23 protein-coding genes are annotated in these 21,595 nt (G+C 41.1%); 11 read left to right on the top strand and 12 right to left on the bottom strand.

What is annotated here, in order from left to right; genetic code table 11:
- Positions 1 to 48 precede the first annotated feature (48 nt).
- From CXF95_RS27185 to CXF95_RS27195, 3 genes are read right to left on the bottom strand one after another with little or no spacing between them, the layout of a single operon-like run.
- Complete coding sequence (locus CXF95_RS27185) at positions 49 to 189, bottom strand: DUF2256 domain-containing protein (RefSeq protein ID WP_101201538.1); 141 nt, start codon at positions 187 to 189, stop codon at positions 49 to 51.
- Complete coding sequence (locus CXF95_RS27190; RefSeq protein WP_101201539.1) at positions 176 to 1,714, bottom strand: cryptochrome/photolyase family protein; 1,539 nt, start codon at positions 1,712 to 1,714, stop codon at positions 176 to 178. Before CXF95_RS27190 ends, CXF95_RS27185 begins: the two co-directional genes overlap by 14 nt.
- On the bottom strand, positions 1,711 to 3,186 hold the full coding sequence (locus CXF95_RS27195; protein ID WP_101201540.1) for a deoxyribodipyrimidine photo-lyase: 1,476 nt from the start codon (positions 3,184 to 3,186) through the stop codon (positions 1,711 to 1,713). The genes CXF95_RS27190 and CXF95_RS27195 overlap by 4 nt, the downstream gene beginning before the upstream one ends.
- Before the next feature lie 98 nt (positions 3,187 to 3,284).
- Between CXF95_RS27195 and CXF95_RS27200 the strand changes: the two genes are divergently transcribed.
- The 8 genes from CXF95_RS27200 (at position 3,285) to CXF95_RS27235 (ending at position 12,865) form a co-directional block, all read left to right on the top strand.
- Complete coding sequence (locus CXF95_RS27200; protein WP_101201541.1) at positions 3,285 to 3,560, top strand: TIGR03643 family protein; 276 nt, start codon at positions 3,285 to 3,287, stop codon at positions 3,558 to 3,560.
- A gap of 189 nt (positions 3,561 to 3,749) precedes the next feature.
- Positions 3,750 to 4,844, top strand: a complete 1,095-nt coding sequence (locus CXF95_RS27205) for a hypothetical protein (protein WP_101201542.1) — start codon at positions 3,750 to 3,752, stop codon at positions 4,842 to 4,844.
- A 68-nt stretch (positions 4,845 to 4,912) separates the two neighbouring features.
- A complete protein-coding gene (gene ovoA / locus CXF95_RS27210; protein ID WP_101201543.1) occupies positions 4,913 to 7,027 on the top strand; it encodes a 5-histidylcysteine sulfoxide synthase in 2,115 nt (704 codons plus the stop codon).
- Positions 7,028 to 7,044: 17 nt separating this feature from the next.
- A complete protein-coding gene (locus tag CXF95_RS27215; protein ID WP_101201544.1) occupies positions 7,045 to 8,250 on the top strand; it encodes an FAD-dependent monooxygenase in 1,206 nt (401 codons plus the stop codon).
- A 528-nt stretch (positions 8,251 to 8,778) separates the two neighbouring features.
- Positions 8,779 to 9,774, top strand: coding sequence for a permease (locus CXF95_RS27220; protein WP_101201545.1), 996 nt, complete (start codon positions 8,779 to 8,781; stop codon positions 9,772 to 9,774).
- Positions 9,775 to 9,784: 10 nt separating this feature from the next.
- Positions 9,785 to 10,024 (top strand): thioredoxin family protein, encoded by a 240-nt coding sequence (locus tag CXF95_RS27225; protein WP_101201546.1) that lies wholly within the window; start codon positions 9,785 to 9,787, stop codon positions 10,022 to 10,024.
- A 170-nt stretch (positions 10,025 to 10,194) separates the two neighbouring features.
- Positions 10,195 to 11,106 (top strand): cation diffusion facilitator family transporter, encoded by a 912-nt coding sequence (locus CXF95_RS27230; protein WP_101201547.1) that lies wholly within the window; start codon positions 10,195 to 10,197, stop codon positions 11,104 to 11,106.
- A 511-nt stretch (positions 11,107 to 11,617) separates the two neighbouring features.
- A complete protein-coding gene (locus CXF95_RS27235; RefSeq protein WP_101201548.1) occupies positions 11,618 to 12,865 on the top strand; it encodes an acyl-CoA dehydrogenase family protein in 1,248 nt (415 codons plus the stop codon).
- 304 nt (positions 12,866 to 13,169) lie between these two features.
- Here the strand turns inward: CXF95_RS27235 and CXF95_RS27240 are convergent, their stop codons facing one another.
- The 9 genes from CXF95_RS27240 to CXF95_RS27280 all read right to left on the bottom strand — a co-directional run bounded on the left by CXF95_RS27240 (position 13,170) and on the right by CXF95_RS27280 (position 19,064).
- Positions 13,170 to 13,328 carry a hypothetical protein gene (locus CXF95_RS27240; protein WP_198556728.1) on the bottom strand — a complete coding sequence of 53 codons (159 nt, stop codon included), beginning with the start codon at positions 13,326 to 13,328 and terminating at the stop codon, positions 13,170 to 13,172.
- A gap of 44 nt (positions 13,329 to 13,372) precedes the next feature.
- Positions 13,373 to 14,497: a phosphoserine transaminase gene (locus CXF95_RS27245; protein ID WP_101201549.1), complete on the bottom strand. Its 1,125-nt coding sequence runs from the start codon at positions 14,495 to 14,497 to the stop codon at positions 13,373 to 13,375.
- 97 nt (positions 14,498 to 14,594) lie between these two features.
- On the bottom strand, positions 14,595 to 14,924 hold the full coding sequence (locus tag CXF95_RS27250; protein WP_101201550.1) for a helix-turn-helix transcriptional regulator: 330 nt from the start codon (positions 14,922 to 14,924) through the stop codon (positions 14,595 to 14,597).
- An 18-nt stretch (positions 14,925 to 14,942) separates the two neighbouring features.
- Entirely contained in the window at positions 14,943 to 15,377 is a 435-nt protein-coding gene (locus CXF95_RS27255) for a hypothetical protein (protein WP_101201551.1), read from the bottom strand.
- A 215-nt stretch (positions 15,378 to 15,592) separates the two neighbouring features.
- Complete coding sequence (locus tag CXF95_RS27260; RefSeq protein ID WP_232788075.1) at positions 15,593 to 16,240, bottom strand: response regulator; 648 nt, start codon at positions 16,238 to 16,240, stop codon at positions 15,593 to 15,595.
- 262 nt (positions 16,241 to 16,502) lie between these two features.
- Complete coding sequence (locus tag CXF95_RS27265) at positions 16,503 to 16,955, bottom strand: DUF4426 domain-containing protein (protein ID WP_101201552.1); 453 nt, start codon at positions 16,953 to 16,955, stop codon at positions 16,503 to 16,505.
- Complete coding sequence (locus CXF95_RS27270) at positions 16,942 to 17,484, bottom strand: YggT family protein (protein ID WP_101201553.1); 543 nt, start codon at positions 17,482 to 17,484, stop codon at positions 16,942 to 16,944. Before CXF95_RS27270 ends, CXF95_RS27265 begins: the two co-directional genes overlap by 14 nt.
- Before the next feature lie 49 nt (positions 17,485 to 17,533).
- Positions 17,534 to 18,355 carry a pyrroline-5-carboxylate reductase gene (gene proC / locus CXF95_RS27275; protein WP_101201554.1) on the bottom strand — a complete coding sequence of 274 codons (822 nt, stop codon included), beginning with the start codon at positions 18,353 to 18,355 and terminating at the stop codon, positions 17,534 to 17,536.
- Positions 18,356 to 18,380: 25 nt separating this feature from the next.
- On the bottom strand, positions 18,381 to 19,064 hold the full coding sequence (locus tag CXF95_RS27280) for a YggS family pyridoxal phosphate-dependent enzyme (RefSeq protein ID WP_101201555.1): 684 nt from the start codon (positions 19,062 to 19,064) through the stop codon (positions 18,381 to 18,383).
- A gap of 29 nt (positions 19,065 to 19,093) precedes the next feature.
- On the opposite strand from CXF95_RS27280, the gene CXF95_RS27285 reads away from it, so the two are divergent.
- From CXF95_RS27285 to CXF95_RS27295, 3 genes are read left to right on the top strand one after another with little or no spacing between them, the layout of a single operon-like run.
- On the top strand, positions 19,094 to 20,143 hold the full coding sequence (locus CXF95_RS27285) for a type IV pilus twitching motility protein PilT (protein WP_101201556.1): 1,050 nt from the start codon (positions 19,094 to 19,096) through the stop codon (positions 20,141 to 20,143).
- A gap of 2 nt (positions 20,144 to 20,145) precedes the next feature.
- On the top strand, positions 20,146 to 21,258 hold the full coding sequence (locus tag CXF95_RS27290) for a PilT/PilU family type 4a pilus ATPase (RefSeq protein WP_101201557.1): 1,113 nt from the start codon (positions 20,146 to 20,148) through the stop codon (positions 21,256 to 21,258).
- A gap of 8 nt (positions 21,259 to 21,266) precedes the next feature.
- Positions 21,267 to 21,578 (top strand): DUF2007 domain-containing protein, encoded by a 312-nt coding sequence (locus CXF95_RS27295; protein ID WP_101201558.1) that lies wholly within the window; start codon positions 21,267 to 21,269, stop codon positions 21,576 to 21,578.
- Positions 21,579 to 21,595 lie beyond the last annotated feature (17 nt).

The following is a 21,595-nucleotide window of genomic DNA, read 5'->3' on the forward strand; positions in this document are numbered from 1 at the left end:
TACTATTCAGGATTTATCATTAGTACTAACCAAATAAACAATTGATTTTTAACCCTCTATTTTCCGTTCCTGACTACAGCGTTTCGAACAATACTTCACCTCTTCCCAAGATCTTTCCCACTTTTTACGCCAATTAAAAGGGCGCTGGCATACGGGGCAGACTTTACTGGGTAACTCAGATTTCTTCATTGTTATCTAAGGCTTTGAAAAATATTTGACTATCACGCTGGATAGTTTGACGTTTTTCGTCGGTCATTTTATTGAGAGTGCGGTATGGCATGCCTAGGCGCGGGTTATTACCTAGTTTCTCTTTATTTCTATCTAAAAAATCCCAGTATAAATAGTTAAATGGGCAGGCCTGTGGGCCATTTTTTTCTTTCACTTTATAGTGGCAACTTTTGCAATAGTTAGACATCTTATTGATATAACTACCGCTTGCTGCATAAGGTTTACTAGCCAGTAAGCCGCCATCTGCAAAGAGGATCATGCCGGTGACATTGGGCATTTCTACCCATTCATAGGCGTCGGCATACACAATCAAATACCATTCGTTGACTTCATCAGGGTGCAGTCCTGCTAATAAGGCGAAGTTACCTAATACCATTAATCTCTGAATATGGTGCGCATAGGCGTTTTCTGAAGTTTCTTTGATGCATTGATGAAGGCAATTCATTTTGGTTTTTGTATCCCAAAAGAATTTAGGAAGTGAGCGAGTCGCTTCGAGGAAATTTTCAGTTTTGTAATCAGGCATTTTTAGCCAATACAAACCGCGCACATATTCGCGCCAGCCTAATACCTGACGAATAAAGCCTTCAACCGCATTTAGCGGGGCATCACCATTTCGGTATGCGTTCTCAGCTTGTTCAATCACTTCTTTGGGCGTTAACAGCCCGCAGTTTAAGTAAAAACCGATATGCGAGTGATACATCCAAGGTTCGCCTTGCACCATAGCGTCTTGGTAATCGCCAAAATGAATTAAGCGCTGGGCAACAAATTCATCTAAAACAACCAATGCTTGTTCTCGATTGACGGCAAAGTGAAAGTTACCAAGTTCCCCAAAATGGTCACTAAAATTATCTGCTACTAATTGCAACACGTCTTGAGTAATGGAGTCAGGTTCGAACTTTGTGGGTAATGGCGGAGACATGCCTTTGGGTAATGCTTTACGGTTTGAACTGTCAAAATTCCATTTATCGCCTACTGGTTTGTCACCTTCCATTAAAAAATGCCATTTTTTACGCATTTCTCGGTAGAAAAATTCCATACGTAATTGCTTACGTTCCTCTGCCCAAGTGGCAAATTCATCAATGCTCGATAAAAAACGATCATCTTGAAGGATTTCGACGGGTATATGTAGCTTTTGTTGCCAGATCTGCATCTCTATTAATACGCGATATTCGCCCGGATGAGTGAGTACTATTTTCTTTATGTTTTTTTGTTTACACAGCTGTTTAACTTCGCCGAATAAACTGCCTTGATTGTGTAGGTCGTTATATTGGGTGTAATGAAGATTATGGCCCTGAGAGACTAATTTTTGTGCAAAATGGCGCATTGCTGAAAATAAAAAGGCTATTTTCTTTTTGTGATGTTTAACGTAACTGGCTTCCTCCCTTACTTCGGCCATTAACACCCAGTCTTTGTCTAAGTCATAATGTTGCAGGCTGGCCAAGGAATGACTCAGTTGGTCAGCTAAAATTAATCTAAGTGTAGTCATATTGAAATGGGCACTTCATCTGGTAGTTGTTTTGATTGTGCGAGAGCATCAAGTGCCCGCTGGCGTGATATTTTTAAATCAACTAAAGGTTGAGGATAGTTATCACCTAGTTTAATACCCGCATAATCTAGAATGTTTTGTGGGGCATCCCATGGGTTGTGGATAAATTTATCAGGTACTTTGCTAAGTTCTGGGCAATAACGTTTTACGTAATGCCCTTGAGGATCAAAACGTTGTCCCTGAGTAACGGGGTTAAAAATCCTAAAATAAGGTGCAGCATCGGCGCCTGTCCCTGCTATCCATTGCCAACTTGCGCTATTGGCGGCTAAATCTGCATCTAACAAACAATCCCAGAACCAGCGTTCGCCTTTTCGCCAATCTAATAATAAGTTTTTCACTAAAAATGAAGCTACCACCATACGTACGCGGTTATGCATAGTGCCGGTCTGCCACAGTTCGCGCATACCTGCATCAACGATTGGAATGCCTGTTTGCCCTTTCTGCCAAGCTTTGAGGGCATTGTCATCAGTGCGCCAAGGAAAGTGCTCAAACTTAGGACTGAAGTTTTTTTGGGGAATGTGGGGAAAATGAAATAATAAGTAGTGTGAAAATTCCCGCCAACCTAGTTCACTTAAATAACAATCTAGGCCTGCGTCTTCGGTATTGCCATTTAAAGAATCAATGGCCGCATACCAGATTTGATTGGGAGATATTTCACCAAAATGCAAGTGGGGTGATAACTTGGAGGTAGCACCTAAGTCAGGGATATCTCGCTTGTTTTTGTATTCTTTGGCGCCATCAGGTAAAAAGTCACTCAGGTGTTTTGCTGCACCTTGTTCGCCGGGCATCCACATGCTGTCAATTGTAGTATGCCAGTGAATATCTGGCATTAACTCAAGAGAATTCACACCTTTATCAACATTAGGGATATATTCGATTTGAAGATTTTTAGGCGCGTCTACGGGCATTCTTGGGGAGGCTTTAGACAAACAACCACGGCGGTAATAGGGCGTAAATACTTTGTAAGGTGTGTCGTCTTTTTTTAATACTTGCCATGGTTCCCACAACAAATGGCTATTAAAACTTTGAACATCGATACCCGCTTCAATTAATACCTGCTTAAGTTGAATGTCGCGTTTTATTTGCCATGGCTCGTAAGTCCGATTCCAGACTACGGTTTTGATATCATGTTGTTGAATCAACTCAATTAAAATCTTTCGCGCATCACCCTTTATAGAATGCAGTTGGCCGTTTAATGAATCATTCAATGAACTAAGTGATTGATGCAGCCACCACTTACTGGCACCACCAGGTATAAAATGTTCAGGACAATCCGTATCAAAAATATACAGCGGGATAATAGCTCCCCGTTCACTCGCGTAGCTAAGCGCGGGGTTATCTCGTAAACGTAAGTCTTGACGAAACCAGACTAAAGTTGATGCAGTGATAAAGAGCTCTCCAGTATTATCAATAAGATGTTTAATACTTATAATAAAGGTTTCTAGATCGAATAATGATGATTTTTTTTAGATAAGTGAACCAGATATTTGATTCACCCGTAAATAGGGTCATGAAAAAAAATATCCAAAATTATACTGTTGAAGAAACATCACGCATTATCGAAATGGCTTGGGAAGACAGAACCCCTTTTGAAGCGATAGAAGGATTGTTTGGTATGAACTCCAATCAGCTGGTAGACCTAATGCGCAATAAACTGAAAATTGGGTCCTTCAAAGTATGGCGAAAACGTATGCGGGGCAGGCAAACTAAACATCTTAGTTTACGGCCTGAGGCAATTTTGCGTGGTTATTGCAAGACTCAATATAAACACAGCCGTGGTAAATAACCTGAGCCTTGGATGTGTTCAATGTATTAGGAATGTAACAATAAATCTCTAACAGGCTGTTATTATTACATTTATTTTAAGAAAAGCGGTACGCCTTAACCAGAGTTCAGGTTAAATAATGTTGATTGTTATTGGCTGCGCTTTACACTAATCAAACTCACCCCCAAAAAAGTGTTTATTGTTTTCCTTATGTTGATACAAGATGTCATCCAACACCTGTTAAATACTTTAGAAGCGAAAGGGTTTAAAACCTTAGTGCATTTCGAGTTGGAAGGTGTGTGCGAATTGCGGCCCAATCAACAAAAGCTCGATTATTTAGGTATCAATCAAAAACTTGCAAGGCTGGGCATAGACGGTGAGTTAAAGTCTGAGTATTGGAAAAATCAATGGGAATTTGTATCATTATTTAATGGTCAGTCGCCATTAAAAGAAGCCCAAAACTTAGCCCACGCTATGAGGGTCTTACCCACCTTGATGTGCCAACATGGTGCGGCTAAAGTCATGATGGTGCCCGTTGCTTGGGGGGCTGATAAAGGTCGGTATGTGCCTGGCTCTGGTGCAATTTTTTCACTGGATACTCGGTCTGTGCATATTCCAAATGCGATTCAAATGAATGTCAGTGTTGAAAATCAGCAGGGCGAAAATTTATTTGCTCAACAAGGGTTAGGCGAGTGGATCCAGTATGAGTTGTTGGTCAATAGTTATGCTTGTTGCCTTTTGTTTTTACCCGAAGAAGACGCCTTTAAACGTTTAGCGTTGCGTCAAGACTATGGATTAGACGCTGAACTGAGTTCACCGGTTGTGCTGTCTGGTGGGCATCAAGGCAGTATAGCCTTGTACAAAGAAATAGGTAAACACAATCAGGCGATGGGTTTAGAGCCGCTATTTTTTGCTAGCGACAACTCAGTGTTGCAGTATGCAGGTGATTGGCGAAAAACTGCGCGAGTAGAGCATAGAATTGGTGCAACCAGTAAAAACTATGATCCTTATTCGAATATGTTGTTTATTCTAATAAACGTGCTTGAAGGAATCAACAAGTGGCAAGTTGCAGACTCGCTGCCACAATTTAAAGATAAAGCGTTACCAGTGTCTTTGTTTGATGAACATAATAAACCCGATGGGCAACAAACATTGGGTGCGCTATCTTTATTTGAAAATGAGACTTGGTTTGCAGATAAAATAAATTTTTACTGCACAGACATACCCAATATGAATGTGAATAATTTGGGTGTAAAGATGAAAGAAATGATGCTCAGTAAATACCAACGAACGGTTATTACGTAAAATTCATAAAAGTTGAATCAGCAATATTGAGGTTGATTCAAATAGATAAAAAATTAGGAAAGCACGTTTTGCTTAAACAAAAATTAATTATATTAGACAAGCCTCCGCTTTTAACCGGCAGTGATGTTGAAAACAAACGCGCCGAGCTCAAAGCTTACTTTGAGCAAACTTGGGAGCTGTACGAATCACTTTTTTCGTTAATTAATGAAGACGAAGCTTTTGTGTTGCGTCCAGAACCGTTGCGCCACCCATTGATTTTTTATTACGGACATACGGCAGTTTTTTACGTGAATAAATTATTGCTTGGTAAATTTATTCAACATCGAGTTGATAACCAAATCGAGTCTGTTTGTGCCGTGGGTGTAGACGAAATGTCTTGGGACGATTTATCGCCAGATAATTATCAATGGCCAAGTGTTGAAGCTGTGTCTGAATATCGAGACCAAGTGAAAGAGACCGTCTTGAGTTTAATTGATAATATGCCTCTTACGTTACCTATCACTCAAGATTCGTTAGCTTGGGTGATCCTTATGGGGTGCGAGCATGAGCGTATTCACATTGAAACATCGTCGGTGATCATCCGTATGCTCGATACCGAATATCTAACTTCATCCAACGTATGGAAAGATTGTACAGATCTTGGTAATGCACCAAGCAATTCTTTATTGCGTGTTGCGGGACAGTCGTTAGTGTTAGGTAAACCCGATTCCAACGAAACCTATGGTTGGGATAACGAATACGGGCAATTGCCCATTGATGTGAGCGATTTTTCTGCGTCTCAATATTTAGTTTCCAATCAAGAGTTCATGGAGTTTGTTGCTGCTGGTGGTTACAAAACGCCGAGCTTGTGGACACAAGAAGGGCAAGGTTGGCTAGACTTTTCTAAAAGTGAAATGCCACGTTTTTGGCGACGTAGAAATGGTGAGTATTGGCAACGCAATCTCACCGAAGAAGTTCCACTGCCTCTGAGTTGGCCAGTCGAAGTTAATTACCTTGAAGCTAAAGCATTTTGTAACTGGAAAGATAACCACAGTGAAGACTATGTGCGACTGCCTACGGAAGCTGAATGGCAAGTGCTGCGGGATCAATTGAATACCGACTTAGCCGATTGGGATAAGGCGCCAGGTAACATTAATTTAGAACATTTTGCTTCGTCATGCCCAGTGAATAATTTTAAACAGACGGAATTTTATGATGTAATTGGTAATGTATGGCAGTGGACGGAAAGCCCTATAGATGGTTACGAAGGGTTTAAAGTCCATCCATTATACGATGACTTTTCAACACCTACCTTTGATGGTCAACATAATCTAATAAAAGGTGGCAGCTGGATGTCTACCGGTAACGAGGCTACTCGTGATTCTCGCTATGCATTTCGTCGTCATTTCCATCAACATTCAGGTTTTCGTTATGTTTCAAGCAAAAATCAAGAAGTACCCATTACAGCCGTAACAAAATGTGAGATGCAAACCGATATTAGTCAACAATTACACCACCACTTTGGTGTGGGCAGTCATCAGCAAAACCATGACCTGCAGCAAATCCTTAAGGTAGTGCAACCCTATGTAACGCTAGACAGCAAAGTTCTCGATTTGGGTTGTGGTGTGGGGCGTTTATCTTTTGAATTAGCTAAAACAACCAATCATGTTGATGGAATAGATTTTACCGCAAGACATATTCAACATTGTCTTGATTTAAAAGAGCAGGGGCAACTACGTTATGCCATGCCGACTCAAGGTGAAATTTTCGATTTTCATGAAGTAACTCTAGAAAACTTAGGACTTGAGCAATCACCAGAAAACTTGCATTTTTCACAAGGCGATGGGCTTAACTTAAAACCACAGTTTGGCGACTATGACCTGGCTATTTGTCATCGTGTTATCGAATTTAGTTATCAGCCACAAGAATTATTACAGCAACTTAGCCAACGCATAAAACCGGGCGGAGTAGTGGTATTGGGTAGCAGTTATGCTTGGGATCTATCTATCACCGACATGCCACATTGGATAGGCGGCTTTAAACGAAATGGTGAAAACCTCAGCAGTGAAGCGCATTTGTTTGAAATTATGTCTACAGAGTTTGATCTGCTACAAGAAACACAAGTAACAAGTCAATTTGAATTAGATCAACGCACTAGCCAAACCGCCAACAACCATATTACTATCTGGCGCAAACGAGTCTAAATAGCTGGATAGTTGCTTTGAGCAAAAAATATGTTGTCGCAGGTGCGGGTATTGGTGGTTTGTGTGCAGCCTTGGCACTGACTAAACGGGGTTTTGAGGTAGCAGTTTACGAACAATCTACTCAACTTGGCGAAGTAGGGGCAGGCTTACAACTTAGCTCCAACGCCATACATGTATTACAAGCCCTTGGGATCGCCGAGCAAGTCAAAGCTAAGGCTTTTTGTCCAGAGTCAGCGGTGATGCGTCATTATCAAACTGGAAAAACCTACTTCACTGTACCTTTAGGTGATACCGCCACACAAAAATATGGGGCGGATTATCTGCATATCCACCGCGCTGATTTACTGACTGTTATTCATGAAGCTTGCGAAGTTGCGGGTGTAAGTATTCATCTAGGTCAAGCTATTCAAGGTTATCAACACAAGTCTCAAAACCTTACTATCGAATTTGAAAATGGCGAATGTCTAGAAGCGGATTTGTTAATAGGTGCAGATGGCATCAAGTCAAAAGTACAAGCTTGTATGTTAGGTCAAACAGCCGCTGAGTTCACTGGACAAGTCGCCTGGAGAGGCGTGGTTGCAGCAAGCAAACTTCCCAAGGGATTTATTAAACCTAATGCCAATCTGTGGGTAGGGCCGGGCAAACATTTTGTGAGTTATTATTTGCGTGGTGGCGATTTAATCAATTTTGTAGCCGTGCAAGAACGTAGGGATTGGCAAAAAGAATCATGGAATGAACCGGGTGATATCAGCCAACTGCGAGAGACATTTGAAGGTTGGCATCCAGCAGTCACAGAATTATTAGCTGCGACAGAGTTTTGTTTTCTTTGGGCTTTGTTCGACAGACAACCTCTTAACCAATGGACAGATAACAAGGTTGCTCTTTTAGGCGATGCCTGCCATCCGATGTTGCCCTTTTTAGCTCAAGGTGCGGCTATGGCAATTGAAGACAGCTATGCTTTGGCCCATTGTTTGGCAAGTGATAGTCATACTCAAACTGCGTTACAAACCTACCAAAATATACGTTTACCCCGTACCCGAAAAATTCAACTTAATGCCCGTAGAAATGCAGCTTTGTATCATATGGGTTCACCCATTGAGCAAGCTAAGTTAGCGGTATTGTCGGGGCTATCCCATCTTGGTTTAAGTGATACAGTGGCAGCGAAAAAGCTTGATTCTATCTATGCTTACAACATTGTTGAGCAGTTAAACAGATTAACTTAAGTGTGAATGATGGACGTCGAAAGTCATAGATGAGGCAAGTATTTGATAATTATCCGCCTCAAATCAAACTACTCTATTGACCATTGACCATTGACCATTGGACAATGGATTTTTGAGCTTGCCAAAAGCTCGGATGAAATAAGTCAAATCGAAAAATATCTAAAATGGAGGGAGTCTAGTTAAGTGACTCACTCCCAATTTGCAAATTAACATCACCTCAGCTAATACTGGCTAAAGTTGCTTCCTATTTCTCATCATACCGTCATACCCAATAAATGGACATTTTTCAAATAGCACAGACACGGCATTTTTTATTTCTGTACCCACTAAAAATGTTGATACAGGTCAGTGCCAAAACATCAGGAAGATGTATGTTCTTTATTTAACATTCAACATAGTCGTCAGAAGCTTCCCTTCAGATGATTTAATCACTGGAACCTTGAAATGTGAAAATACAGGTAAAAGGTGAATTAGTACTCACCTTAGCTGATATCGCAAATGCTAATTTCAGTGGTTTGGACAATCATAATGTTTAAAATATTCACAGATTTCGCTGATTGGCTGACATATTCCATCTTTGGTTTATCCCCTGATAGTAAGCTGGGGGATGCAGCGCATTTCTTTATTGAAGATGTGAGCAAAATATATGTGCTTTTGATCGTCATGATTTATGTCATCGCACTGTTACGTGCATCCCTTAATATAGAGGCTGTTCGTGATTACCTCGCGGGTAAACATCGAGGCGTTGGGTATCTAATGGGTTCTGCTTTCGGTGCCATTACTCCCTTCTGTTCCTGTTCGAGTATCCCTATATTCCTTGGGTTTACTTCTGCTGGTATTCCTGTGGGGATCACCATGGCATTTTTGATTACGTCTCCTTTGATCAACGAAGTCGCGATACTGTTACTGATGAGTTTGCTGGGGTGGAAATTCACCCTTTTATATGTCGTTATTGGTATGTCCGTGGGGATATTAGGCGGGGTGTTCCTTGATATGATCAAGGCACAACGCTGGCTGCAATCATTTGCAGCTAAGGCACTACAGCAGGCTCAAGCTAGCTCAGAGACTCCAAACTCACCACAGAGTATTGCCTCACTTAGTCTCACCGATAGACATAGGTTTGCGATAACTGAGTCCATGGAGATATTTGCTCGGGTATGGATATGGGTCATCGTAGGTGTGGGTATTGGTGCCGCTCTGCATGGCTTTGTACCTGAGGGCTGGATTAATGCTAATTTAGGTGAAGGACAATGGTGGTCTGTTCCTGCTGCGGTGCTGCTCGGTATCCCATTATATTCAAATGCTACCGGCGTTATTCCTGTTATGGAAAGCTTGATAACCAAGGGTCTCCCGGTAGGCACTGCTTTAGCATTTTGTATGAGTACGGTAGCGGCAAGTTTTCCTGAATTCATCCTTTTAAAACAAGTGATGCAATGGAAATTGTTAGCTATTTTGTTTGTTATGTTATTAATCGCATTTACAATTGTTGGCTGGATTTTTAATGCATTTATTCCCTTTATATAAGGTCTGAATTATGAAGAATATCCTAGTGCTCGGTAGTGGTTGTGTAAAATGCACAAAAACGGCTGAAGCTATCGAAAAAATTGCAGGCGAGCTTGATGTCAACGTCTCTGTCACCAAGGAGACAAACCCTCAAGTCATCATGAGATATGGGGTCATGAGTACCCCTGCTGTTGTGATTAACGACAAATTAATACACAGCGGATCTATTCCACATCGTGAAAACGTCATCAACTGGCTGCAACAGGAGTAAGTGGATGATATATTCATTTGACCTTTTATCTAGTTGTAATCGATAAACCTTTACACTTATTCTGGAAGCGATTGGGAACATACCGCCAGAAAATACGGGGGCAAACAGTCATTCGTTGAGAACTACGTCTATATCTCAACAACACAAATCTACATTGGCAAAAATTAAACATGCACAGTCATAATCACAATCACAATCATGGTACCGGAAATAGTAGCGACGCCTCTAGAAGAATTGGGTGGGCATTCTTTCTCAATGTTGTGTTTACTATCATCGAGTTTATTGGTGGGTGGTTGACTAACAGTACTGCCATCATGGCTGATGCCGTGCATGATTTAGGCGATAGTTTGTCTATCGGCAGCGCTTGGGTGTTGAATAAGCTCAGTGACAAAGAGGCAAACAGCACTTTTTCCTATGGTTACAAGCGTTTTTCATTACTAGGCGCATTAATCAACGGCATGGTGCTGACCCTTGGCTCAATCTGGATCTTACTCGAATCGATCCCCAGACTGGCCGAGCCTGAAATGCCTCAAGTTGAAGGCATGTTGTTGCTGTCGATATTTGGTATCGCAGTGAATGGATTTGCTGCATATAAATTAAGCGAAGGTGACTCACTTAACGAACGGGTTCTGAACTGGCACCTACTCGAAGATGTGTTGGGCTGGGTGGCGGTGCTGATTGTTTCAATAGTACTGATGTTCAAACCTTGGCCAATATTAGATCCAATATTATCCATTGGTTTCACTCTGTTTATCTTGTTTAATGTAGGTCGAAATTTGAAAGAGACCATACTGTTATTCTTACAAGCGACACCAGATGATAAACAGCTAAAAGAAGTGCGTGGTGTTCTCACTTCGAAACCAGAAGTAAAGGAGCTGCATCACTTTCATATTTGGTCTATGGACGGTGAGCATAGTGTGATGACGGTGCACCTTGTGTTAAGACAAGAAGTGACAGTGATGCAAATGAAAAAACTCAAGAATACACTTCAAAAAGAACTCGAAGTATTTGCATTTGTGCATACAACCATAGAGTTTGAGTTTGCAGATGAAGTATGCCGAGATGAAAGTGCCAATCATTAACATGACGTGTGTCCAATGTTTCGTTATTTGGGCACTGAGACAATCTGCATTATGAAAAATAATGTGTATACAAAAAACTCTTAAAGAAAGTTATCGAGACACCCAAAATAATTATCCAATTATTTGAAGTATTCAACGTATTTGAAAAAGTGGGATTGATTAATGTTCTTTATCTACTAAAACTACAGGGCAAAAATAGTGTTGTTGTCTATTGATTTGTTTAAAATCACAGTAGCTCGTTGAATTGTCATTTGTCAAAGAAGCACTAAAAACACAGCTTCAAAAATAACAGTGATGTATCACTATAAATCACTGTTATAAAAATATTGTAAAACAGTCTTTTTTCTAAAAATATCAGTAATTTCAGCTGTTTGGGGCGATCACGATAGCCATTGCCGCGTCATTCAACTATTATATTTTGACTGATTTATTTGAAATCTACACTTTATTATTCGTGACAATAAGTGTCAGTTATACACGTCAGATTTCACCAAATTTTAAGGAAACAACTATGTCGACTGAAGACTTAAACGATTTACGCATGTCTGAAGCAGTGCGTCCACTTTACCTTGCGGTAAAGAAGCACATTGAAGAGAATGTTATCCCGATCCAAGATGAATTTTATTCGATTGGTGAAAAACTTACTGATCGTTGGAGCTATTCTGAACGTCAAATGGAATTGCTTGATGGCGCAAAAAGCAAAGCAAAAGAGTTAGGCCTTTGGAATTTTTTCTTGCCTGATGCTGAAACAGGTGAAGGCTTATCTAACTTGGATTACGCATATATCGCCGTTGAATTGGGTAAAGCACCTTTAGCGTCTGAAACATTAAACTGTTCTGCACCTGATACTGGCAACATGGAAGTGTTGGAGCGCGTGGGTACACCCGAGCAAAAGGCACAATGGTTGGCACCTTTGCTAAGAGGTGAAATACGCTCTTGCTTTGGTATGACCGAGCCCAACGTTGCCTCTTCTGACGCAAAAAATATCTCTACTTCGGCTGTTGAAGAAGGAGATGACTGGGTTATCAACGGTGAGAAATTTTATATTTCTGGAGCCGGTGATCCTCGCTGTAAAATCATGATTTGTATGGTTAAAAGCAGTCCTGATGCCCCAACACACAAACAACAATCACAAATTCTAGTGCCATTAGACGCACCGGGTGTCACCATAGTCGGTCCAATGCATGTATTTGGTCATGACGACGCACCTCACGGTCATATGCACATTAAACTTGAAAACGTGCGAGTACCTAAGACCAACATGTTATTAGGTGAAGGCCGTGGTTTTGAGATTTCTCAAGTACGTTTGGGTCCAGGTCGTATTCACCATTGCATGCGTTCAATTGGCCAAGCTGAAAAAGCATTGCAGCTGGCACTTGAGCGTTCAACTTCACGAGAAGCTTTTGGTAAAAAGTTATATCAGCTTGGCAAAAATATTGAAGTCATTTCGAAAATGCGTATCGACATTGAAGCCATGCGTATGATGGTACTAAAAGCAGCTAAAGCCATGGATGTATTGGGTAACCAAGAAGCGCGTATCTGGATACACATGATCAAAGCGATGATCCCTGAGCGAGTGTGTGAAATTATTGATCAGTCCATGCAACTTCATGGTGCCACGGGTATCTCACAATGGTCACCGCTTTCTGCCATGTATGCAGGCCAACGCACCTTGCGTTTCGCTGATGGCCCAGATGAAGTTCATCACATGGTGGTGGGTCGCAATGAAGTACGTGAATATGAGCGTAACAAAGGCTAAACAGTCTATTTTTACATTACATTCCGGATCTCATCTCGAATGAGCACCTAATGAACAAGGGCTGGCGTAATCTGGCCCTTTTGTATTTAAGACTGTTTTTATGATTTCCCCTCTAGGAGAGCAGTATGAGTCAATATAATATTGAACATAAGGAGCTGGTTAATGTATTTGGCTTTAACAGGCTAAAATAGACCCAATGGTGTGTTACCTATTGAGCCAGATTGGCATGCCACAGGCTGCTACCAGAAATATACTATGCCATCTTGCCATGCTCACTTCGGAGAAGTTAATAGAGTTTTTGATATTACCATTTTCTAGGTAATCTATCATTTGATCGGCAGCCATGATGGCGCAGTAACACCGCATCTGGGTGTCCAATATCTGAGCTCACTTTGTATTTTTCACGACTAAAACGATCTAGCCCTTTGACCGAAATCTGATTAAAGGTTTTGATTTTATACATCTGATCCCTACATTATTGTAGGCGTGGATTTAGGCGTTAGTCTTTTAAAGTATTTGCTTTTTAACACTGTGGTAAGCCCATTCAAGCCAAGGCATTAAGGCCTCAAGGTCACTGTTTTCGATAGTGGCACCACACCAAATTCTTAAGCCCGCGGGCGCATCTCGATAGGCACCAATGTCATAAGCAACCTGATGTTCTTCAAGTAACTTGAGCACTGATTTGATTTGTTTTGGCGTTAAATTCAAGGTCAAACAGACACTAGTATTTGAGCGTATCTTGCTGTCTTGAGTTAGAAAATCAACCCAATCGAATTGTTCTACAAAGGTTTCGATTGTGGTTAAATTTTGGTCTGCAATAGCAATGGTTGCCGCTTCGCCACCTAATGATTCAACCCAGTTTAGGGCGTCTAAATAATCCACCACACATAACATCGAAGGTGTATTGATCGTTGCGCCGGAAAATAAATCTTCAATTAATTTTCCGGCTTTGGTCATACGAAAAATTTTAGGTAATGGTCGCGGTGGTGCATAACTTTCAAGGCGCTGGACTGCGCGAGGACTAAGAATTAACATGCCATGTCCCCCTTCTCCGCCTAGCACTTTTTGCCAACTGTAAGTGATCACATCGAGTTTTACCCAGTCCATTTTTTGCGCAAACACTGCTGAAGTGGCATCGCAAAAGGTTAACCCTTTACGGTTAGAGTCAATCCAGTCTGCATTGGGCACTTTTGCCCCAGACGTGGTGCCGTTCCATGTAAACACGACATCGTGATCACAGTTCACTTCTGTAAAATCAGGCAACTGACCATAGTCTGCGTTTAACACTCGGGTGTTTTCTAATTTTAATTGTTGGATAATATCTGTGGCCCAGCCTTGGCCAAAAGATTCCCAGTACAACACATCTACAGGTCGCTCACCCAACATCGACCACATGGCCATTTCCATCGCGCCAGTATCTGAAGCGGGTACTACAGCAACACGATAACCTTCAGGCAATCCCAAGATTTTAGCGGTATCTAAACAAGCACTCTTTAACGCTTTTTTACCTATAGGTGCTCGATGAGAGCGGCCTAATACGGATAAATCAAGCTTGCTGACATCGTAACCGGGACGTTTGGCACAAGGACCCGAAGAGAAATTAGGGTTAGCAGGTTTAAGGTTAGGATGCATGATTTCCTCGAACGAAAGGTATGTGAATATAATAGATATTGAAAATACAAGTGATTGAAACCTATCACCAATATTCAAGTGTCATGAATTATACCTATTATGTTATATACATGTTAACTATCCACCAATACATAATAGCGGCACCCAATAGAGAGCCTATCGTTAGGCCACCAAACATAATAAGGTAATGTTTGTTAAAATATGCGCCTCGCAGCTGCTCACTTGACACCTTTGGGACAGCACAGATATCTGTTTTTGGGATCTCAAATACTGCACATAAACTCATTACAGTCTCGTTTGAGGCGTTACCAATCTTTTCTATACGCTGCACCGTTCTTAGACTGATGTCACAAGCATCAGCTAAGTGTTGCTGTGTCCAGCTACGCTGAGTACGTAGTTTTTTTATCGATGAACTATCTATTTCCATATGAATGATTTGTCTCGTTCAGCCGAAAAAGTAGATGGCTAGAAAACCAGCTGCAAAACCAACAGTCACGCCTATACCAATCCAAAAGCCCAATTGTTTGAGGAAACCTAAAACTCCCCCCGTGATATAGGCTTTAGACTCTGTAAATTGTACTTTTCCATTAATAGCTAGTGAGCACACTACTTTTTGGGTCAATATGTTGATGACATCAAACTTGACTCGATAGTGTTTACCTTTGTATTGAAAATTGTGCAGACTCAGGACACCATAACTACGTTTTTCAGAGACCGGATTATCATTTACGTAGACGGTTTCTTTACCACTGAACGTAGATGCATTGGCGGCAATTTCAATTCCGTCATCTTCAAAAAAAAACCAAAATCCATCTTTTATAGTGACTTTACTCATGTTGTTTACCAGTAGTTCTCGAGTGGTGCTTATATTGTTATTCATCTCTTTAATCCTGCTTGTTAAGAGCAGCCAGTAAATCACCTGAATGAATATTTGACGACGTCAACTATATGACAGTCTTGTATATTGTCATATGACATTAAGCTTGTCATATTAATTAAGTAATTGAAAAATATAAGGTAGATGATATTTACATTGAACTAAACTGAAAATAATTTAAGAGTGTTTTTGCTATTATTGACTTTTTAGGAAAATATTTAGTCACTAAATTTTCTAATGTTTTTTTTAAGGGGCTTCACAATATAGTCGTCCATCCCAGCTTCTTTGGCTTTATTATACTCTTGCTTCATCGCATTGGCTGATAGCCCACAAATAATAAGGATGTTGTGGCACTCTTGTCTTAGAGTGCGTGTTGCCTCGTAGCCATCCATGACTGGCATTTGTATATCCATAAACACTAGAACGTATTGGGATGAATTGACTATTTTGGCAACGGCTTGTTGACCATCTTCGGCTATATCAAATGTTAAGCCCTGTAGCGTTAGCATTTCGCCTGCTACCATTTGGTTAATGTTGTCGTCTTCCACCAACAATACATGGCCTTCATATGCAGCTAGATCGTGCTCACCGGTATATAAAACCGCACTTTTTATGGGTTTTGAACCATTCATCAATAGTCGTTGCAAAAAGTGTGAGGCTTGTTGTGGTGTGAAAGGGTGAGATAGACATTCGCCTAGCCATGTGGCGGATAATTGATTCGGTAAATTGCTCGGTTGGGAGTGGGTGATAAATCCCACTTTCAGTGCTTTGCTGACTAGTGTGTCAATGGATTCATAATAGGTTCTAAATGTCGTCTGATTTTCGATATCGAATAAAACAGTATCATCACTGTTTATGTCATCCATGTTTGCAGATAGCTGGATAAGACATAAGGGGCTTGGGTTAAAGCGGTCACTCAACTACTGCTAGGCTGATAGATTTCAGAGCTTGTCTGCGACTGACATCCTTTGATGATTTGGTAGAGACGTTAGTTATAGGCATATTCAGTGTTCACTTAAGAAACTTTATATGAGTTAATTTCAATCTATCGGTAATCTAATCGCAATAAGCTAGGGGTATCTAGTGGCTGTTTTTATTCGCTATTTTACTGCATAAATACTCCTTACCTTAGTCAACATAAAATTTATGTTGAAATTTTAATGTTTTTTGCATAAGCCCATCGTTAATGTAGATAGATATGCGGTACTGCTCTTGGTCACTAAAAGGCAGTACGGCTAAATAATAAATTGCCTTGCCTTCTTTAACCTGCTTAAACGTCAGCTTTTTAATCACACCAATTAAGTTTTTAGCTTCGCCAGTTAAGACGACTGATTGCGCGGACTTGTCTTTCCTGTCTAGCACTGAAATATTAATTAGCCCATTAAATTTACTGCGCACTATGGAGTATTGTTTAGCCACTTGTGGTGTTAAAAAGGTAGTGTTTAAGGCTATATAATGCACGTCCCAGCTACCCAGTACTTGCTTTTGTTCTGCGTTCGTTTGAGACGAAAACATCAGCACTGCTGCGAATGAAAGACTCAAGCAATAATGGTAAACAACCTTCAAATTAGAAAATTCCAAATAAGTCACCTAATAGTTTTTGAATAAACAGTAACAGCACGATCACGACCATCACCGATAAGTCTAATCCCCCCATCTCAGGCATTCTTTTACGAATAGGGGCTAGCATTGGTTCAGTGAGTTGGTCTAATACTAATTCCATTGGGTTTCTGCCTTGGCTTACCCAGCTCATAATGGCACGCAGAATAAGCACATACATCACTAAAGTCAGTATTTCTTTAATGACAATCACAAATGACACCACGACTATAGACAGGATGTTGAGATCTGTTCCCCCCAACACCATATTAAGCGTGACAATTTTTAATCCTGCAACCAAAAGCGCTAGCACTAAGGTCGCGGTATCTAAACGACCAATCGAAGGTAACAGTCTACGCATTGGCGCCACTATAGGTTGGGTGGCTTTGACCACAAATTGGCTAAATGGGTTGTAAAAATCTGCTCTGGCAAATTGTAACCAAAGGCGCAGTAACACCACCATTAGATAAATGTTAAAAACAAAATCAATTAAAAACTGAACTGAACTCATATTCTGGGGTTTCCTCGGTATTTATGTAAGCTGTTTGAATTAAATCAATCTAAAATTGTTTGGCCATTTCTTCAGCGCGTTTGACCGCAGCCTGCATGGCGACGGAGACTACCTGTTCTAAACCCTGTTGCTGAAACGATTCTATCGCCTTGGCAGTGGTACCGGCTTTAGAGGTAACTTGGGTACGCAACTCACTTAATTCAAGGTGTGGATTGTGACAAACCATTTCAGCCGCACCTAACATGGCTTGCTGCACCATTAACCGAGCTGTTGCATGGTCAAATCCTTGGCGTTCTGATTCTGTTTGCATCGCTTCTAAAAATAAGTAAAAGTATGCTGGGCTGCTGCCCGCTGCGGCAATTACGCCGTCTATCATCGACTCTTTTTCAACCCAAGCAATTTCACCCACTTGACTCATTAAGTCAGCGGCATATTGTTTATCCATTTTATCGATATTGACATCTGCAAATAGGCCCGTCATGCCCTTGCCTAAAGAGCTAGGAGTATTGGGCATAGTGCGAATAATAGGGAAGGATCCGCCAAGCATTTGCTGAAGACGTGAGGTTGTGATGCCAGCCGCAATCGACACAAAAAGTTTGCCACTTAAGTTCTGTTCCAGTGCGAGCTTGGCACATACCTGCTCCATAAGTTGGGGTTTTACTGCAAGCACAATGACATCTGCTGTATCTACCGCCTCGTTATTATATTGGGTGACATTAATCGTAAAATCAGCTTGTAGAGCAGACAGTTTGCCCATTGACGGATTACTTGCCGTTATCAAATCTGCGGGGTAAGCGTTTTTGACTAAGCCACTGATAATGCTTCTAGTCATGTTACCTGCGCCAATAAAAGCTATTTTTCTGTGTTCCATGATTGTCCTTTTGTTAACTCTTGTATTAATTGCGACGGCCAAAAATGGCTGTACCTATTCTTACCATAGTACTACCATTGTTAATGGCATTTTGCATATCCCCCGACATGCCCATAGATAATGTATCCACTGATGGATACTGTTTTTTAAGATTGTCATATAATGCTGCCATGTGAGCAAAGCTGGCTGTTTGTTCAGCCTGAGATTGAGCGGCTTTAGGAATAGTCATTAGCCCACGCAATCTTAGATTAGGTAGCTCACTAATGGCTTTGGCAAAGTCATTTAATTCATTTACGCCTATGCCCGCTTTATTTTTATCGTCATCAATATTCACCTGGATACACACGTTCAATATTTTGTTGGGTGTTATTTGATCATTCAGCCTTTGGGCTATTTTGAGCCTATCGATTGCTTGCACCCAATCGAAGTTTTCGGCCACCAAACGGGTTTTATTCGATTGCAACGGCCCGATGAAATACCACTCAATATCATCAAGTGATTGTAACATCTGTATTTTTTCTACGCCTTCTTGTACGTAGTTTTCACCAAACAAACGTTGTCCCGCTTCATACGCATGCACGATATCAGATACGGGTTTGGTTTTACTCACCGCTAGCAATTTTACCGCATTTGATGGACGATGGGCATCTAAGGTAGATTGCTCGAGTGTTATTTGTACGCTTTTGAGTCGTTCTGCTATGGTTTCCATATTGCAACATGATGTACGGAGAATATTACTTGGATATTACCGAACTTTTAGCCTTTAGTGTTAAAAATAAAGCTTCTGATTTACACCTTTCTGCGGGTTTGCCCCCCGTCATCCGTGTCGACGGTGAAATGCGAAAACTAAATATACCTGCACTCGACCATAAAGAAGTGCATGCTTTGATTTTTGAAATCATGAACGATAAACAGCGTAAGGAATATGAAGAGAACCTCGAAACTGACTTTTCCTTTGAGGTAAAAGACTTGTCACGTTTTAGGGTGAATGCCTTTGTGCAAAATCGTGGTGCGGCGGCAGTCTTAAGAACCATCCCAAGTGAAATTTTAAGTCTAGATGACTTAGGTGCGCCGCAAATATTTAAAGACATCATCAATCAGCCCACTGGCATTATACTTGTGACTGGCGCTACAGGTTCGGGTAAAAGTACCACTTTAGCGGCTATGGTTGATCATATTAACGCGACTAAACGAGAGCATATTCTAACCATTGAAGACCCTATCGAATTTGTCCATGAAAACAAACTTTGTGTGCTCAATCAGCGTGAAGTGCATAGAGACACACACAGTTTCAACAATGCGCTACGGTCTGCGTTACGTGAAGATCCTGATATCATTTTGGTGGGGGAATTACGAGATTTAGAAACTATCCGCTTGGCAATTTCAGCCGCCGAAACAGGACATTTAGTTTTTGGGACATTACACACCAACTCGGCACCTAAAACCATTGATAGATTAATTGATGTGTTTCCTGCTGCGGAAAAGTCGATGATACGTTCTATGTTGTCTGAGTCGTTACGAGCGGTTATTTCTCAAACCTTATTGAAAAAAATCGGGGGGGGAAGAGTGGCGGCTCATGAAATTATGCTAGGTATTCCAGCCATTAGAAACCTCATTCGCGAAGATAAAGTGCCACAAATGTATTCAGTTATTCAAACCGGTCAATCCCATGGTATGCAGACAATGGATCAGTGTTTACAGAGGTTAGTCGCCCAAGGCGTGATTTCGGCCCAAGATGCTGCGGCAAAATCTATCGATAAAAAACCAAATTCTAGTTTTGGGAATTAATGATGGAACTCACGCCTTATTTAGAAGAGATGCAAGGGTTAGGTGCCTCGGATTTATTTGTCACTGTTGGCTTTCCAGTTAGTGCAAAAATAAACGGCCAAATGACGCCCATAGGTGGCAATAATTTAAGCGAAGAAGACGCTTTAGCCTTAGTACACGATGCTATGAGCGACAAACAAAAGATTGAGTTTGAGCAAACTAAAGAATGTAACTTTGCTATCGCTCGCGATGAAATCGGTCGTTTTCGTTGTAGTGCTTTTTGGCAACGAGATATGGCCGGTATGGTAGTGAGACGTATTGTCACACAAATCCCTCAAGTGTCAGATCTAGGTTTACCCGAAGTATTAAAAGACGTCATTATGTCCAAGCGAGGCTTGTTGTTATTTGTGGGTGCTACCGGTACGGGTAAATCGACCTCTTTAGCCGCATTGATGGGCCATAGGAATCAACATTCGAGAGGTCATATCCTGACGATTGAAGACCCGATAGAATTTGTCCATGAACATGGCAATTGTGTGGTCACCCAGCGAGAGGTAGGTATAGATACTAAGTCCTTTGACGACGCTTTAAAAAGTTCATTACGCCAAGCGCCTGATGTCATTATGATTGGTGAAATTCGTTCGATGGAAACCATGGAATACGCCATGTCTTTTGCGGATACCGGGCATTTATGTGTAGCCACGTTGCATGCTAATAATGCCAATCAAGCGATTGAACGAATTATGCATTTGGCGCCATCGGATCAACATGAAAAGTTACGCTTTGATTTAAGTTTAAATATGCGCGCAATTATTGCTCAGCAATTAGTACCCACGCCCGATGGTAAAGGCCGAGTGGCAGCTATCGAAATATTGCTTAACTCGCCTTTAGTCACAGACCTTATTCAGCGCAACGAAATTGGTGGTTTAAAAGAAGCAATGAAAAAAGGCAAGGAAATAGGCATGCAGAGTTTTGATATGGCCCTATATGACTTGTATAAAACGGGAAAAATCACCTTAGATCATGCTATCCATCATGCTGACTCGCCAAACGATTTACGTCTTATGATCAAACTAGATTCGGATGAGGGCAATCAACTGGGTTCGTTGTCCAATGTTTCTATTGATATGGACTAAGGACAATTTTGAATAAAGTTTACAGTCATCACGATCGCTTTATGGTCTTTCAAATCAAACAATTGCTTGATGAAAAAGGTATTCCTTGTTTTCTGAAAAATGAATTTGCTATCGGTGCCATGGGCGAATTATCGCCTATGGACGTGATGCCAGAAGTTTGGATAAGTGATCTTCAATGGTTGCCGAAGGCACAGCAGTTTATTGCTGAATTTGAACATCAACCAACAGACGCATCTCCTTGGATATGCAGCAACTGTAAAGAGAAAAATGGCGCTAGCTTTGAGCTGTGTTGGCAATGTGGCGAAGATCGTGTTGTATAAAATTAAACCTTTTACCC

Origin of the sequence: Paraglaciecola sp. MB-3u-78, assembly GCF_002835935.1 — a bacterium.
Classification (GTDB): domain Bacteria; phylum Pseudomonadota; class Gammaproteobacteria; order Enterobacterales; family Alteromonadaceae; genus Paraglaciecola.